Genomic DNA, 16,262 nt, shown 5'->3' with positions numbered 1-16,262 from the left:
TGAGAAAAGTGTGGCGCGGATCATGGTTTAATCGAGGAAACAGGCCTTTTCTTGGATCATAAAGTGGTAGAACATATTGCATTTAATTCGCTCTGAGTAAATAAAGATGTCAGACAACTTCCTCACCGTAACGCATAGTGCTGGTACGGTTGCGCCCATCTTTCTTCGAGCGATACAGACACGTATCGGCTTCGACCATCAATTTATTAAAGTCATCGGTCAGCGTTCGGTACGATGCGCAACCACTACCGACGCCAATACTTACCGTGAGATAAAGCGTTTTTTGTTGCCAGGTGAACGGTTGAAGTTCTACGCCTTTACGGATTTTTTCCGCCATTAGCAGGCCATCGACAGGATTCACCGACGGCACTGCAACAGCAAATTCTTCGCCGCCCATTCGCGCCACCAGCCCCTTATCACCGACAATCTTCTGAATATGCTGGGCAAACACGCTTAACACTTTATCGCCACATTCATGTCCATAGTTATCGTTAATGCTTTTGAAATAGTCGATATCAAGCAGCATGACCGTCAGATGTTGTGTCTGTTTCAGCGATGGACTTTTCAGCGCCTCATAAAGACCAGACCGTGAGTAAACCTGAGTCAGAAAATCAAAGTCGGCTCGCAGCGCAACTTGCTTCATTAGCGAATGGATCGCTGCCACGCTAAAGGAAACCATAATTGGGCATATCGCCATCGTGGCAATACCGAGACGTGCGGAGAACATTTGCGGAATAGAGAACGGCGAACCGACCGAGATATCAATCACCGAATTTGCCACCAGTACGACTTCCACCGCACCGGTGACAAAGGTCAACAGACATGTTACCTGCGGCGTATAGCGCACTGCACACCAGATTAATGCAGGGAGCGGAAACGCCAGACTCCCCGCTCCACCAATGACTACCGAGGCAATAACCGACACAATAAGCGCGATAGCAGGCATCATCTGCTCTGCTTTAAAGCGCGGCAGCACTCCAGGAATTGCCAACGTCAGCATACAAGGCACGATCAACACGCCCGTTGAGAATTGCTCACTAAACCAGTCGGCAAGCAAAGGCCAGAAATCCAGACTATCAATACTGACCGAACCAATCGCCCCGACAATAGCGCATAATAATGCGGCAAGCAGACAGTAATTAAATAGCCGTAAGGCACTTACTGGCTCATACTTATTTTTTCCCAGACTCTTATCCCGCGCGACCAGTAAGGCGACGGTAACAATAAACATCATATTGGAGAAATTGATAGCCAGTGAAACCAGCCCCCATTCGGTGGTTATGGCATCATAAACCAGCATCGCCACATAACTGATCGCATAGTAATGCAGTCGATTAAGCCAGACATAGCGGGCAAACACCCCCGCCATTACGCCATTCAGCGGCCAGAAAAGAGAAAGTTCGTGAACCAGTCGTAACTCTGCACCAATAAAATAGAACAGCGTGGTTAGCACAAAAATAGCGATGCTATTACGTAGCAGATGACCTTCCTGGAACAAACGGAAAGTTGAAATGGGCTGTACATGCATTAATTATCTGTCCATACAATTGCGGGTGGCAATTATCTCAACGCAATAAGTAAATTCTTAGAAAGGATAGCATGTTCGCTGACAACGGCGGCAACTAAAGATACCTAATGAATGCCATTTTATCGATTTCCGTAATTATCATGGCTGATTCATCTGTATAACCAGCCAGTGGTAGATTACCGTCACAATATAACGTTGTTGCTCCTCACTTAACGCTTCCCCCTGAGGAATGTTATGCCACTTAGCCAGACAACCGCGACAACAGGTCGCGGTGGCGTGTTGAGCGATAAAAACCGGATGCCCGCGCATGGGGGTTTGCTTACCGTCGTTAGCCGGTAATGCCGGAGCAAGACGTTTAGCGACAAAATCCGCCGCATGTTGTTCAATGACTGGCGCGCCTTTCTCCAGACAATACTGACGCTCTTTCACACCCAAACGAAAGCGAGAGCGAAATTTTGAACGGGATAAACGCGCGAAGAGTGGATCGAGAGACTGCATTAATAAACTGAACGCCCTAATTGTTTCGTCAATTGTTCAAGGACTGCAATGCCCGCAAGCGAGTTACCGGCATCATCCAGTTCCGGACTCCAGACAGCGATGGCCATTTCATGCGGAACAATCGCCACAATACCGCCACCAACGCCAGATTTTGCCGGTAGTCCCACCCGCCAGGCAAACTCCCCCGCGTTCTGGTACATACCGCTGGTCGCCATCAGCGCGTTAATTTGCCGCGCCTGCATTGGCGTCACCACAGGTTCATCAATATGAATAGCTTTCCCCTGATTCGCCAGAAAGACAAACGTCCGGGCCAGCTCTACACAGCTCATTTTCAGAGCGCAGTAATGAAAGTAGTTTTGCAGAACGGTTGTCACGTCATGATGGAAATTGCCAAACGACTTCATCAGCCATGCGATAGCCGCATTTCGCGCGGAATGTTCAAATTCGGAACGCGCTACCACCGTATCGTAGGAAATATCAGACACACCACTTAAGCCGCGCACGACTTCCAGCATACGTTGCCGAGGAGCGCTTAATCGCCCTTGCAACATATCGCAGACCACCAGCGCACCGGCATTAATAAACGGATTACGCGGAATACCCTGCTCCATTTCCAGTTGCACTAAAGAATTGAACGGTGATCCAGACGGATCTTTGCCGACGCGTTGCCAGATTTCCTCTTCGGAGTAATGACGCATGGCGACAACGAGACTCAGCACTTTGGAAATAGACTGAATGGAAAAACGTTCTTGCGCGTCTCCGGCCTGAAAAAGCTGTCCGTCAACGGTACAGATAGCAATCCCCAATCGGGAACCGTCTACCGTAGCCAGCGCCGGAATATAATCCGCGACTTTACCCTGACCAATGAGCGGCCGCACTTGCCGCAAGATGTTTTCTAAAATTGCATTATCCATGGCGACTGCCACTTTCTACTCCTGGACCGCAGGTCTGAAAAGACCTGCGAGTATATCAGAGCTGAATATGTAGCGTCAGTTCCGGTCTTTCCACACCGTCTGGATATTACAGAATTCGTGTAAGCCAAAATGGGAAAGCTCACGCCCAAAGCCACTCTTCTTCACGCCACCAAAGGCGACTCGCGCATCGCTGGCACAATAACCATTGATAAACACCCCACCGCATTCCAGACGTGCCGCCATCTGTCTGGCCTGTGTTTCGTCGGTGGTGAAAATGGTCGCTGAAAGGCCGAACTCACTATCATTAGCCAGTTCCAGCGCATGTTCTGCATCTTTCGCAATGGTGATTGCCGCAACGGGGCCAAACATTTCTTCCCGAAACGCGGTCATTTCTGGGGTAACATTCGCCAGAACCGTTGGCGGATAGTAGTTACCTGCCCCAGCAATCTTTTCCCCTCCCAGTAACAAACGCGCACCCTGCGCCAGTGTTTTTTCCACCTGATGATGCAGCTCATCACGTAAATCAAAACGAGCCATTGGTCCGAGAGCGTTCTCTTCATCACGGGGATCGCCCATTTTCAAGGCTGCCGCAGCTGCCACAAAACGTTCGGTAAATGCCGAAGCAATTCCCTCTTCGATGATAAAGCGTTTTGCCGCTGCACAAACCTGTCCGGTATTCTGATAACGTCCGGCTACCGCCGCTTTCACCGCCAGTTCCAGATCGGCATCGTTAAGCACAATAAACGGATCCGAACCACCCAGTTCCAGTACGCATTTTTTCAGTGCCGCTCCAGCCTGTGCGCCAATAGCCGCTCCAGCACGAACACTTCCGGTCACTGTGACAGCAGCAATGCGCGAGTCTTTAATCATCAGACTGACACCGTCGTTGTCGGCATTCAGCCAGCCATATACGCCTTGTGGGATACCCGCATCTTTAAACACCTGGGCAATGAGCTGTGCACAGCCCATCACATTCGGCGCATGTTTAAGTAAGTAGCCGTTACCAGCAAGAATGATGGGAACAGCGCCACGCATCACCTGCCATAACGGAAAATTCCACGGCATAATCGCCAGAATCGTCCCCAACGGTCGATACTCAATAACCGCCTGCTGATTTTCCACCAGCGTAGGTTCTGCCTTCAGCATTGCCGGACCATGTTCTGCATACCAGTCACACAAATTCGCCGATTTCGCCACTTCAGCGCGCGCCTGGTTGATTGGTTTGCCCATTTCACGGGTGATCATTTGCGCCATTTCTTCGCTACGGGCGCGCAGAGCCTTACCGATATCACGCAGTTTTTCAGCACGATAATCTATATTTGTCTCGCGCCAGTCGCGAAAGCCTGCTGCCGCCAGCTGAAGCGCGTTTTCGATATCGTCAACACCAGCCCACGGCAGCACAGAAAGTTGTTCACCGGTGGCAGGATTTATCGAAATTGCATGAGTTGCCGGAGTAATGGTCATCGGGGTATCTCCTTTATGAGTCATGGTATGAAGATACGCAGATTTACTCTTGCTTTAAAATGAATAATATTAAGCCACTTATTCACGAATCGAGAATGCTATGGATCTGACCCAACTGGAGATGTTCAACGCGGTTGCCGAAGCTGGCAGCATTACCCAGGCTGCAGCAAAAGTGCATCGCGTGCCGTCGAATCTCACTACCCGTCTACGCCAGCTGGAAACAGAACTGGGGGTTGATCTGTTTATTCGCGAGAATCAGCGTTTACGTCTCTCGCCTGCCGGGCATAACTTTTTACGCTATAGCCAACAAATTCTCACGTTAGTGGATGAAGCGCGGAGCGTTGTCGCTGGCGATGAGCCGCAAGGTTTATTTTCTCTGGGATCGCTGGAAAGCACCGCTGCAGTGCGCATTCCGGCCACGCTGGCGGAATTTAACCGTCGTTATCCCAAAATTCAGTTTTCACTTTCCACCGGCCCTTCCGGCACTATGCTGGAAGGTGTGCTGGAGGGAAAACTGAATGCGGCGTTTATTGATGGGCCCATTAACCATACTGCCATTGACGGGATACCGGTATACCGCGAGGAACTGATGATCGTCACGCCACAAGGACATGCGCCAGTAACCCGTGCCAGTCAGGTGAATGGCAGTAACATTTATGCCTTCCGCGCCAATTGTTCGTATCGTCGCCACTTCGAAAGCTGGTTTCATGCTGACGGTGCCGCTCCGGGAACTATTCACGAGATGGAGTCTTATCACGGGATGTTGGCCTGTGTGGTCGCAGGAGCAGGCATTGCGCTTATTCCACGCTCTATGCTGGAAAGTATGCCGGGGCATCACCAGGTTGAAGCGTGGCCGTTAGCTGAGCAATGGCGTTGGTTAACAACCTGGCTGGTCTGGCGTCGTGGTGCGAAAACGCGTCCGCTTGAGGCATTTATTCAACTGCTGGATGCGCCTGACTCGGCAAAACAGGGTTACCAATGAGCTATTTTTGATAGTTCATGCGGCTAATATGCTCTATATAGTGATGTTCCGATGACTTATGACTATATGGGGCAAATATGGTTACGCCAGTAAGCATCAGCAATTACATATCTCTTCCTGATGATTTTCCCGTTCGTAATATTGCACCTCAAGTAAAAGAAGAACAGGCCCCCTTCCTGATCGTCATTAAAATGTGATGTTAACAACTCTCTGATGCGTGACAGAACAACCGTCAGAGAGATGGAAATGCGATCCAGATCACAAATGCATTGTATTCACATCATTAACCGTTTTAAGATCATTTCATCACTTTTTCGCAACTCACCCGATAATCTGTTATGACAACAAACACTGTTTCCCGCAAAGTAGCGTGGCTACGGGTCGTTACGCTGGCAGTCGCCGCCTTTATCTTCAATACCACCGAATTTGTCCCTGTTGGCCTGCTCTCTGACATTGCGCATAGTTTTCACATGCAAACCGCTCAGGTCGGCATCATGTTGACAATTTATGCATGGGTAGTGGCGCTAATGTCATTGCCTTTTATGTTAATGACCAGCCAGGTTGAACGCCGCAAATTACTGATCTGCCTGTTTGTGGTGTTTATTGCCAGCCACGTACTGTCGTTTTTATCGTGGAGTTTTACCGTTCTGGTGATCAGTCGTATTGGTGTGGCTTTTGCACATGCGATTTTCTGGTCTATTACGGCGTCTCTGGCGATCCGTATGGCTCCGGCCGGGAAGCGAGCACAGGCATTGAGTTTAATTGCCACCGGTACAGCACTGGCAATGGTATTAGGTTTACCTCTCGGGCGCATTGTGGGGCAGTATTTTGGCTGGCGAATGACCTTCTTCGCGATTGGTATCGGGGCGCTTATTACCCTTTTGTGCCTGATTAAGTTACTTCCCTTGCTGCCCAGTGAGCATTCCGGTTCATTGAAAAGCCTCCCGCTATTGTTCCGCCGCCCGGCATTGATGAGCATTTATTTGTTAACTGTGGTGGTTGTCACCGCCCATTACACGGCATACAGCTATATCGAGCCTTTTGTACAAAACATTGCGGGATTCAGCGCCAACTTTGCCACGGCATTACTGTTATTACTCGGTGGTGCGGGCATTATTGGCAGCGTGATTTTCGGTAAACTGGGTAATCAGTATGCGTCTGCGTTGGTGAGTACAGCGATTGCGCTATTGCTGGTGTGCCTGGCGCTGCTGCTACCTGCGGCGAACAGTGAAATACACCTCGGGGTGCTGAGTATTTTCTGGGGGATCGCGATGATGATCATCGGGCTTGGTATGCAGGTTAAAGTGCTGGCGCTGGCACCAGATGCCACCGACGTCGCGATGGCGCTATTCTCCGGGATATTTAATATTGGAATCGGCGCGGGTGCGTTGGTAGGTAATCAGGTGAGTCTGCACTGGTCAATGTCGATGATTGGTTATGTGGGCGCGGTGCCTGCTTTTGCTGCGTTAATATGGTCAATCATCATTTTTCGCCGCTGGCCAGTGACACTCGAAGAACAGACACAATAGTCGAAAGGCCCATTCGGGCCTTTTTTAATGATACGTTTTAATGATTTCCAGGATGCCGTTAATAATAAACTGCACGCCCATACATACCAGCAGGAATCCCATCAGACGGGAGATCGCTTCAATACCCCCCTTGCCCACCAGCCGCATAATTGCGCCAGAGCTGCGTAGACTTCCCCACAAAATAACCGCCACCAGGAAAAAGATCAGCGGCGGCGCAACCATCAGTACCCAATCAGCGAAGGTTGAACTCTGACGCACTGTGGAGGCCGAGCTAATAATCATCGCAATGGTTCCCGGACCGGCGGTACTTGGCATTGCCAGTGGTACAAAAGCAATATTGGCACTGGGTTCATCTTCCAGCTCTTCCGACTTGCTTTTCGCTTCCGGTGAATCAATCGCTTTCTGTTGCGGAAAGAGCATCCGAAAACCGATAAACGCGACGATTAAGCCGCCTGCAATTCGCAGACCGGGAATCGAAATGCCAAATGTATCCATCACCAGTTGCCCGGCGTAATACGCCACCATCATGATGGCAAATACGTACACCGAGGCCATCAACGACTGACGATTACGTTCGGCACTGCTCATGTTGCCTGCCAGGCCAAGAAATAACGCGACAGTTGTCAATGGGTTAGCTAACGGCAGTAACACCACCAGCCCCAGGCCTATTGCTTTAAACAAATCTAACATTGGTGGTTGTTATCCTGTGTATCTGGTTTATCAGCGAAAAGTATAAGGGGTAAACAAGGATAAAGTGTCACTCTTTAGCTAACCTTGCATCGCATTGACCAAAACTTGAACCGATTTAGCAAAACGTGGCATCGGTCAATTCATTCATTTGACTTATACTTGCCTGGGCAATATTATCCCCTGCAACTAATTACTTGCCAGGGCAACTAATGTGAAAAATACCAGCGATCTGTTCAATGAAATTATTCCATTGGGTCGCTTAATCCATATGGTTAATCAGAAGAAAGATCGCCTGCTTAACGAGTATCTGTCTCCGCTGGATATTACCGCGGCACAGTTTAAGGTGCTCTGCTCTATCCGCTGCGCGGCGTGTATTACTCCGGTTGAACTGAAAAAAGTGTTGTCGGTCGACCTGGGGGCACTGACCCGTATGCTGGATCGCCTGGTCTGTAAAGGCTGGGTGGAAAGGTTGCCGAACCCGAATGATAAGCGCGGCGTACTGGTAAAACTTACCACCAGCGGCGCGGCAATATGTGAACAATGCCATCAATTAGTTGGCCAGGACCTGCATCAAGAATTAACAAAAAACCTGACGGCGGACGAAGTGGCAACACTTGAGCATTTGCTTAAGAAAGTCCTGCCGTAAACGAAAAAAGAGGTATGACGATGTCCAGACGCAATACTGACGCTATTACCATTCATAGCATTTTGGACTGGATCGAGGACAACCTGGAATCGCCACTGTCACTGGAGAAAGTGTCAGAGCGTTCGGGTTACTCCAAATGGCACCTGCAACGGATGTTTAAAAAAGAAACCGGTCATTCATTAGGCCAATACATCCGTAGCCGTAAGATGACGGAAATCGCGCAAAAGCTGAAGGAAAGTAACGAGCCGATACTCTATCTGGCGGAACGATATGGCTTCGAGTCCCAACAAACTCTGACCCGAACCTTCAAAAATTACTTTGATGTTCCGCCGCATAAATACCGGATGACCAATATGCAGGGTGAATCGCGCTTTTTACATCCATTAAATCATTACAACAACTAGTTGATAACGTGACAACGTCACTGAGGCAATCATGAAACCACTTTTATCCGCAATAGCAACTGCGCTTATTCTCTTTTCTGCGCAGGGCGTTGCGGAACAAACCACGCAGCCGGTTGTTACTTCCTGTGGCAATGTCGTGGTTGTTCCCACATCGCAGGAACAACCACCGTTTGATTTAAATCACATGGGTACTGGCAGTGATAAGTCGGATGCGCTCGGCGTGCCCTATTATAATCAACACGCTATGTAGTTATTGTCAGGCTCTGATCACAGAGCCTGACATTTCCGTAATATCTTCCTGAAGTCTCATATATTTTCGCCATTGTTGGCGATGAGATCCCGATACCAGTAAAACGATGCTTTACGTATCCGTTCCAGCGTTCCCTTCCCTTCGTTGTCTTTATCGACATAAATCATTCCGTAGCGTTTTTTCATTTCTCCTGTTCCGGCAGAAACCAGGTCAATGCAACCCCACGGGGTGTAGCCAATTAAGTCAACACCATCTTCAACTACGGCTTTTTTCATTTCCCGAATATGGGAGGAAAAGTAATCAATGCGATAGTGATCGTTCACCGTGCCGTCAGCTTGTCTCTGGTCAACCGCACCAAATCCATTTTCGACAATAAACAGCGGCAACTGGAAATGATCCCAGAACCAGTTGAGTGAATAACGTAGCCCTGCCGGATCAATTTGCCATCCCCATTCGGATGTATCGATATAAGGGTTGCTGACCAAATCTCGTGGTTCAACATAATCCAGTTGCGGATTATCTGGCGAAAATTGCGTCGTAAAAGACATGTAGTAGCTAAAGCCGATAAAGTCGACACAACCTCTGGCAAGAATCGCGTTATCATCTGGTGTGATATCGAGGTTGAATCCTTTCCTTGCAAAGTAATTCAGCATATGTTGCGGATAATATCCACGAGCATGAACATCAGTAAACCAGTAACGACGATGCATCGCTTTCGTGGCCATCATCATATCGTTGGGTGCACACGTCAGAGGATAGATGGGGCACATAGCAATCATACAGCCGATATTAAATTCAGGATTGATCAGTTTTCCAGTCTGTACCGCCAGGGCACTGGCAACTAACTCATAATGTACCGCCTGGTACATTATTTGTTCGCGCTCATTGAGATCTTCCTCTGGCGAATACAAGATACCGGAATTAGTAAATGGACACAGGCTTTCGCTGAAATTCACCTGATTATTGATTTCGTTAAACGTCATCCAGTACTTTACTTTTGCTTTATAGCGCGTGAAGACCGTTGATGCGAAGTGGATAAAAAAGTCGATCAGTTTACGGTTTCGCCAGCCACCATATTTTGTCACCAGATGATAAGGCATCTCAAAATGCGAAAGCGTCACCACAGGTTCCATTCCCTGCTTCAGGCATTCATCGAAGAGATCATCATAAAATTGTAAACCCTCTTCATTCGGCTCCTGTTCGTCACCTTGCGGAAAGATTCGTGTCCAGGCAATGGAAGTTCGAAAGCATTTGAATCCCATCCCGGCAAATAACTGAATATCTGTTTTATAGCGATGATAAAAATCAATTGCTTCATGATTGGGATAATTAAGTCCGTCGATAACGCCTTCTGTCACTTCACGCGGCACCCCGTGAGCGCCAGCAGTCATTACATCAGCGATACTGATGCCTTTTCCTCCTTCATTCCAGCCACCTTCCAATTGATGTGCGGCTACCGCACCGCCCCATAAAAAATCTTCTTTAAATCCTGACATACACAACTCCTTAACTAAATAGATTACCACCAGACTTCCGCCTGGATGCCGGCCATAAACTCGTCTTTGCTGTTCTCATTAAACTTAAAATTCGATAATTCGTTATCCAGAATATTGATATACGTCCCGTAGAAGCGAATTTCTGGTCGTGAACCTAAAATACTTTCACCCACTTTCAATGCATGCCAGAGTGTCGTTTTATAAGCCGATTCATTTAGCGTTACCCCCTGCTGAGTTTTGTTCTGTTGCTTAAACCAGCCTAATTCAAGCCCCGTCTGATTCCATGTATTCCAGATCCAGGCCGGTCTTATTACGGTGCGAATACTGTCAAAATCACTATGAGCGCCACTTTCATAACTATAAACATCTTCGCCATGAGAATAGACAAGCGCGTTAGCCATAATAATATTGTCAGTCAGATACATCTCGCCCTGAGAGATTAAACGCCAGGCGATCCCATTGGTATGGTCACCATAGTAATAGCGACCATGCGCCATCGTATTACTGGCATCTGAGAAACTGGCAAAACTGCTGGCATAGGAATTATTGGCAACCTGTAACGTAAATTCATTAAACGTATCGCGTTGCAAGTTTTGCCGTAAAACAGAAGCCAGCATCCAGCTATCTTTCATTTCAAAATAACTGTCGTCATTTTCATTATCTTGTTGTTGATCCGTTTTATTAGGTGCGGAATATTTAGCCATTAATGACAACGTCGCATCATCCCATAACGGGATATTGCGATAACGAACATCCACAGAATTGGTATTCATCTGACTGGTACGCGTAAAATCACGAGAGTAAACATCGACATCATCTCGGCTTAAGGACATATCAAACAGCCCTACACCAAGCGCCCAGTTTTCAATCCCCACACCCGCGGCAACATCCGTGGTTAAGGTTTTCCAGTCCAGCATTTGGATCTCATATTGCGGGAGTTTATGTTTGCCGACCCAGAATTCTGCCTCTCGTGCGAAGGGTAAAAAACCTCGCGTTGTCAGATAAATATCACTGAACTGCATGATATTTTCATTGGCACTGTCACCAAACCAGGCATCGTTATACTGCTGACCTACGTTTCCATCATAGGTAACGACCGCATTTGCCGTTCTACCGTCCTGATTATAAACACGCTGATTTAAGGTCAGGTCAAACCAACCACTCATCTCGTTACCAAAACGTCCCAGAGAACCCGCTGCATAAGTTTGTGGTGAGCCGTGATTACCGGTGCCCCAGCCTGAGCGGAAGTACCCCTGATAGCTGAATCCAATATCATCCTTTATATATTTACTGATATCTTTCAGGGTCACGCTTTCGATAGTGGTTTTATCGCCTTTACTTTCAATAACGGCAATTTGCTGCGATCCATTTATAGTATGTGCTGCGGCAAACGAGTTCTGTTCACCGTTTTCATTTTTGATGTTATCAGCAACGGGAGATGTCGCTGATATTTCGGCAAGCGAGGCCGATTGATATTTATTTTCTGTGATGCTTTTTTGTAATGTCGAAAGTCGGAATTTATATACTCCCAGTTCATTCTGTGTTGCTTTCAGCTCTTGTTTATTTTGCGACAATTCATTTTCAAGCAATTCAAGGCGCTGCTCTATGGTTAATTTTGTTGCCATCGCGTTCAACGGAAACAATGCTGTAATAATAGAAATAGACAAAAGGCTGACGTTAAGCGTCTTTATATTCATGACTTATCCTTAAGAGTGTAGTAATTTCCTCCAGATATCGCACTGGAGAAAAAATCAGGCATGGAGCTCTTTTCTTAATGAAATAATTTCCCTGGCTAAATCCTGGCATAATATTGCATTCATCAAATGATCCTGTGCATGTATCAGAATTAAATTAACTTCTATTTTGCCACAGCCTTCATCCTGACTAATTAACGCGGTCTGAATCTTATGCGCCTGAAGACAGGCAGATTCAGAGCTGGCCATTAGTTTAGTTGCGCCCTGCCAGTCTTTTTGCCCGGCACAACGTATGGCTTCCATCGCATCAGAACGAGCCTGTCCCGCGTTGATCAGTAACTCCATAACAAGTTCTTCATCTGCAAACATCACAATCTCCTTCCTGGGTAAATGGAATTATCCGTTAGTTGCCATGTTATTGACTTTGTTGGCGGCGATAACAAAAGGTAAATAGATCATTATCGCCACACCTAAACATAAAAAACCAACCAGTAATGCCAGCCAGTTTCCCCCGGTTCCGAGGAAAGCAATTAAAGGTCCGGGCGTAGTCCAGGGCACGGCATAAGCAACCGGTGGAATAATTTCCATCGAAACAAAGAAGTAACCAATGGCACAGTTAACAATGGGAACCATAATAAACGGCACCATCATGATGGGGTTAAGTACAATAGGAAGGCCGAACATTATCGGTTCATTGATATTGAAAATACCGGGGATAAATGACATTTTTGCCAGATCACGGTATTCCGCACGCTTAGAAGCGATAAAAATAGCCAACAATAACCCCAACGTCATACCTGAACCGCCGCAGTTGGCGAATGCATCATTAATAGAAGTCCAGGTAATCGGATATGGCGCGCCCCAGGTAGTGCCGTGTTGAGCGGCCCAGGAGAGATTCTCCAGATTAGCCTCAGAAAAAACGGTTTCTCGAATTGCCGACGTTGTATTAGGTCCGTGGATCCCCAGCACCCAGAGGAAATTACCCACAGCCCCCAGGATAATTACCGCAAAGATATTCGTTCCCATATGTTTGAGCGGCGTCTGGATTAATGTGTAAATGAGATCATTTAATCCTGCCGGGGATATCAATGTCAGGCAATAATTAAGTGCGGAAAAGAACACCATGACAAAAAATATTGGCAATAAAACTTTAAATGAACGCGCTACCGCAGGAGGTACAGCTGCCGGCATCGTTATGGTGATTTTGGGGTTTCGAGCTAAGCGACAAAATATTTCACTGGTGATCAATGCAACGATAACAGCAACAAACAACCCCTGCGCGCCGAGATATTTGGTCGTCAGGAATGCCTGCCCATCTATCATCTGGTATGGGGTATAAACAATAAAAAATGCTCCTATTGCCGTTAATCCGCATAAAAGATCATCTTGCTCATAGCTAATCGCCACATTCCTGGCGACCAGGAAAGCAATCATAATTGACATGATATTTACAGAACCATTCATTACCGGAGTAAAAATAGCTTGTGCTTTTTCAAGGTTGGGGAAAATGCTGTTCAGATGCAGTAATCCGGCAATAAAACCGTCGGGCGATAATATGGCAAAGTTAATTAATATAATTAATGAGCTTGCCATGATAATTGGAAACGTAAAAACGAATCCATCTCTCACCGCTGCAACATGTTTTTGTGAGTTTAACTTGATAGCAACTGGAACAAGAAAACGTTCCATTCCACGTTCGAATGATGCCATTAATCCCATTTTTTTATACCTGTTGTTCTGGATATTTATACATCCCAATAAAGCATGTATGCCATATCCATTTTATGATGTGTGAAAAGTTAGTTCAGGTAATAGTTTAATAATATTAGATTATTACTCTTGCAGTAGTTTCATCGCAAATTCAAGAACTGCCTGTCCGTTCATTGTGCCATAGTCTTTCATCTCGATAACGGCTACAGGCATTTTCCCCTGTGCAACGGCTTCAATCTCTGGTTTCTGAAAGCGAACTTGCGGACCAAGTAAAACAACGTCAACTTCGTTATTTTTAATTTTCCCTTTAGCCTCTGCAATCGCCAATGCGGAAATATTAACTTCAAGTGAAATAGCGGTAGCATGATCAATCATACGTTTAACCAGCATACTGGTTGACATGCCCGCAGCGCAAACTAACAATATCTTTTTCATATTTTTCCTTACTGGTATATAACAGACTACATTGTGTAAATATCATATCCCACAGTAGCTACACGTCCTGGTACATTGATCACAGTAATACAGCAATAAAGTTGTTCAACAACAGGGTGATAATTAAACGACTCGGCCATACGATAAACTAATCAGGTCTCAACTCCTTGTTTTCAATGGCTCTTAAAAGGTGCAAAAGTGATTTTTCAAAAGATTGCCCGCTTACTTAAATCCGAGATCAATGGCAATTCATGGCATGTTGGTGATTTGTTGCCGTCAGAAGCGGAACTCGCTGTTCGTTATAATGTTTCGCGTAATACCCTGCGTAAGGCATTATCCCTGCTGGAAGGCGAAGGAATTATTCACAGAAAGCATGGTTCAGGAACATACATTCAAAAAAAGAATTTTGTTGCACACATTGATCACATGAACAGTTTCAGTGAAATTGCACATAAAAGCGGCAAAGAGGCAGGAAGTCAGATTATGAAATTTGAAGTGCAGGATGCTTCTCCTACTATTGCGACTGAGCTGAATTTAGTGACTGGTGAGCAGGTTTATTACATAAAGAGACTGCGATTCATTGAGGATAATGCAGCACAATTAGAAGAAACGTGGATGTCAGTGGCACGTTTTCCTGATTTAACCGTATCGCATATGCAAAAATCCAAATTTTCGTATATTGAGAACGAATGCGGGATCAAAATCATTGGCACCTTTGAAACTTTCTCCCCGACTTTTCCTACCCCAGAAATCGCCAGTATTTTACGGATCAGCCCACGGGATCCCATACTTAAAATTCAGACCCAGGCTGTGGATAGTAACTCTATTCCGCTGGATTATTCGTTACTTTACAGCAATATTTTCGAGTTCCAGGTAAAGTACTTTTTTCCGCGATAAAAGCAGACGCACAGAGTGCTGGCATCACATTCTGTGCGTATGGTTTAGCCTCTGACCTTTACCGCTTTACGCCACCGCAAGCCAAATACATTGATATACAGCCCGGTCATAATGAGCACCGCACCGAAAAATTGCAGACCCGTTAAGCGTTCATCCAACAATAGTGCCGCACTTGCCAGTCCAACTACAGGCACCAGTAACGATAACGGTGCAACCCGCCAGGTTTCATAGCGTCCCAGTAACGTCCCCCAGATCCCATAACCAACAATTGTCGCCACAAACGCCAGATACATCAGAGACAAGCTGGTGGTCATATCGATAGTAACCAGACTGTGAATCATGGTTGCGGAACCATCGAGAATCAGCGAGGCAACAAAGAAGGGAATGATTGGGATTAATGCGCTCCAGATTACCAGCGACATCACTGCCGGACGCGTTGCGTGCGACATGATCTTTTTATTGAAGATGTTGCCACACGCCCAACTAAATGCTGCCGCCAGGGTCAACATAAAGCCGAGCATCGCCACATGCTGACCGTTCAGACTATCTTCGATTAACACCAGTACGCCAAAAATCGCTAAGGCGATCCCCGCCAATTGTTTGCCATGTAGTCGTTCACCGAAAGTAAACGCGCCAAGCACGATAGTAAAAAACGCTTGTGCCTGTAACACCAACGAGGCCAGTCCAGCAGGCATACCAAAGTTAATAGCGCAGAACAGAAAGGCAAACTGCGCAAAACTGATGGTTAATCCATACCCCAGCAGCAAATTCAGTGGTACTTTCGGTCGTGCGACAAAAAAGATGGCCGGGAAAGCAACCAGCATAAAGCGCAAACCGGCCAGCATCAGCGGTGGCATGTTATGAAGCCCCACTTTGATGACCACAAAATTTAGCCCCCATACAACCACTACCAGTAGCGCCAACACCCCATCTTTTCGCGACATTCTATCGCCTCTGAATTTCATCTTTTGTAAGCAATCAACTTAGCTGAATTTACTTTTCTTTAACAGTTGATTCGTTAGTCACCGTTTACGACGGCATTAATGCGCAAATAAGTCGCTATACTTCGGATTTTTGCCATGCTATTCCTTTACATCTCTAAAACAAAACATAACGAAACGCACT

At 46.7% G+C, this 16,262-nt stretch carries 17 protein-coding genes and 1 pseudogene; 7 read left to right on the top strand and 11 right to left on the bottom strand.

Translation table 11 applies throughout. The annotated features are described in order from the left end of the window. Positions 1 to 109: 109 nt before the first annotated feature. The 4 genes from EAS44_RS13005 to sad form a co-directional block, all read right to left on the bottom strand. Complete coding sequence (locus EAS44_RS13005) at positions 110 to 1,528, bottom strand: diguanylate cyclase (RefSeq protein ID WP_000558461.1); 1,419 nt, start codon at positions 1,526 to 1,528, stop codon at positions 110 to 112. A gap of 138 nt (positions 1,529 to 1,666) precedes the next feature. After that, positions 1,667 to 2,026 (bottom strand): DUF4186 domain-containing protein, encoded by a 360-nt coding sequence (gene yneG, locus EAS44_RS13000; RefSeq protein ID WP_001191031.1) that lies wholly within the window; start codon positions 2,024 to 2,026, stop codon positions 1,667 to 1,669. Next, positions 2,026 to 2,952, bottom strand: a complete 927-nt coding sequence (glsB, locus tag EAS44_RS12995) for a glutaminase B (RefSeq protein WP_000257409.1) — start codon at positions 2,950 to 2,952, stop codon at positions 2,026 to 2,028. Before glsB ends, yneG begins: the two co-directional genes overlap by 1 nt. Positions 2,953 to 3,015: 63 nt before the next feature. Further along, entirely contained in the window at positions 3,016 to 4,404 is a 1,389-nt protein-coding gene (sad, locus tag EAS44_RS12990) for a succinate-semialdehyde dehydrogenase (protein WP_000156631.1), read from the bottom strand. 100 nt (positions 4,405 to 4,504) lie between these two features. Here sad and ptrR point away from each other — a divergent pair, with 100 nt between their 5' ends. The 3 genes and pseudogenes from ptrR to ydeA all read left to right on the top strand — a co-directional run bounded on the left by ptrR (position 4,505) and on the right by ydeA (position 6,915). Then, positions 4,505 to 5,386: a putrescine utilization regulator PtrR gene (ptrR, locus tag EAS44_RS12985; RefSeq protein WP_000366517.1), complete on the top strand. Its 882-nt coding sequence runs from the start codon at positions 4,505 to 4,507 to the stop codon at positions 5,384 to 5,386. A 77-nt stretch (positions 5,387 to 5,463) separates the two neighbouring features. Then, positions 5,464 to 5,565, top strand: a pseudogene (gene yneK / locus EAS44_RS12980) (putative protein YneK); the annotation flags it as partial. A 159-nt stretch (positions 5,566 to 5,724) separates the two neighbouring features. Continuing rightward, entirely contained in the window at positions 5,725 to 6,915 is a 1,191-nt protein-coding gene (gene ydeA, locus EAS44_RS12975; protein ID WP_000210774.1) for an L-arabinose MFS transporter, read from the top strand. Between the two features lie 24 nt (positions 6,916 to 6,939). Here the strand turns inward: ydeA and marC are convergent, their stop codons facing one another. Further along, on the bottom strand, positions 6,940 to 7,605 hold the full coding sequence (gene marC / locus EAS44_RS12970) for an NAAT family transporter MarC (protein ID WP_000885042.1): 666 nt from the start codon (positions 7,603 to 7,605) through the stop codon (positions 6,940 to 6,942). A gap of 211 nt (positions 7,606 to 7,816) precedes the next feature. Here marC and marR point away from each other — a divergent pair, with 211 nt between their 5' ends. Genes marR through marB form a run of 3 tightly spaced genes read left to right on the top strand, consistent with a single transcriptional unit; the run spans position 7,817 to position 8,905 of the window. After that, positions 7,817 to 8,251, top strand: a complete 435-nt coding sequence (gene marR, locus EAS44_RS12965) for a multiple antibiotic resistance transcriptional regulator MarR (protein ID WP_000799375.1) — start codon at positions 7,817 to 7,819, stop codon at positions 8,249 to 8,251. Between the two features lie 20 nt (positions 8,252 to 8,271). After that, on the top strand, positions 8,272 to 8,655 hold the full coding sequence (gene marA, locus EAS44_RS12960; RefSeq protein ID WP_000091198.1) for an MDR efflux pump AcrAB transcriptional activator MarA: 384 nt from the start codon (positions 8,272 to 8,274) through the stop codon (positions 8,653 to 8,655). A gap of 31 nt (positions 8,656 to 8,686) precedes the next feature. Continuing rightward, positions 8,687 to 8,905 carry a multiple antibiotic resistance protein MarB gene (gene marB / locus EAS44_RS12955; protein ID WP_000803537.1) on the top strand — a complete coding sequence of 73 codons (219 nt, stop codon included), beginning with the start codon at positions 8,687 to 8,689 and terminating at the stop codon, positions 8,903 to 8,905. A 56-nt stretch (positions 8,906 to 8,961) separates the two neighbouring features. On the opposite strand, the gene EAS44_RS12950 is transcribed toward marB, so the two are convergent. The 5 genes from EAS44_RS12950 to EAS44_RS12930 form a co-directional block, all read right to left on the bottom strand. Next, positions 8,962 to 10,401 carry a 6-phospho-beta-glucosidase gene (locus EAS44_RS12950; RefSeq protein WP_000012592.1) on the bottom strand — a complete coding sequence of 480 codons (1,440 nt, stop codon included), beginning with the start codon at positions 10,399 to 10,401 and terminating at the stop codon, positions 8,962 to 8,964. A 23-nt stretch (positions 10,402 to 10,424) separates the two neighbouring features. Further along, positions 10,425 to 12,098, bottom strand: a complete 1,674-nt coding sequence (locus tag EAS44_RS12945) for a carbohydrate porin (protein ID WP_001022795.1) — start codon at positions 12,096 to 12,098, stop codon at positions 10,425 to 10,427. Positions 12,099 to 12,152: 54 nt separating this feature from the next. Then, entirely contained in the window at positions 12,153 to 12,464 is a 312-nt protein-coding gene (locus EAS44_RS12940; protein WP_001304363.1) for a PTS lactose/cellobiose transporter subunit IIA, read from the bottom strand. A gap of 27 nt (positions 12,465 to 12,491) precedes the next feature. Next, entirely contained in the window at positions 12,492 to 13,814 is a 1,323-nt protein-coding gene (locus EAS44_RS12935) for a PTS sugar transporter subunit IIC (RefSeq protein WP_001332138.1), read from the bottom strand. Positions 13,815 to 13,928: 114 nt separating this feature from the next. After that, positions 13,929 to 14,240: a PTS sugar transporter subunit IIB gene (locus EAS44_RS12930; RefSeq protein WP_000722574.1), complete on the bottom strand. Its 312-nt coding sequence runs from the start codon at positions 14,238 to 14,240 to the stop codon at positions 13,929 to 13,931. Between the two features lie 198 nt (positions 14,241 to 14,438). On the opposite strand from EAS44_RS12930, the gene EAS44_RS12925 reads away from it, so the two are divergent. Then, positions 14,439 to 15,137: a GntR family transcriptional regulator gene (locus tag EAS44_RS12925; protein WP_000577184.1), complete on the top strand. Its 699-nt coding sequence runs from the start codon at positions 14,439 to 14,441 to the stop codon at positions 15,135 to 15,137. 44 nt (positions 15,138 to 15,181) lie between these two features. Here EAS44_RS12925 and eamA read toward each other — a convergent pair whose 3' ends face one another. Then, positions 15,182 to 16,081: an O-acetylserine/cysteine exporter gene (gene eamA, locus EAS44_RS12920; protein WP_000087206.1), complete on the bottom strand. Its 900-nt coding sequence runs from the start codon at positions 16,079 to 16,081 to the stop codon at positions 15,182 to 15,184. Positions 16,082 to 16,262 lie beyond the last annotated feature (181 nt).

The organism is Escherichia coli DSM 30083 = JCM 1649 = ATCC 11775, from assembly GCF_003697165.2.
Lineage (GTDB): Bacteria > Pseudomonadota > Gammaproteobacteria > Enterobacterales > Enterobacteriaceae > Escherichia > Escherichia coli.
Note: the sequence above shows the minus strand (reverse complement) of the source record. Positions and strands in the feature narration are given on the sequence as shown.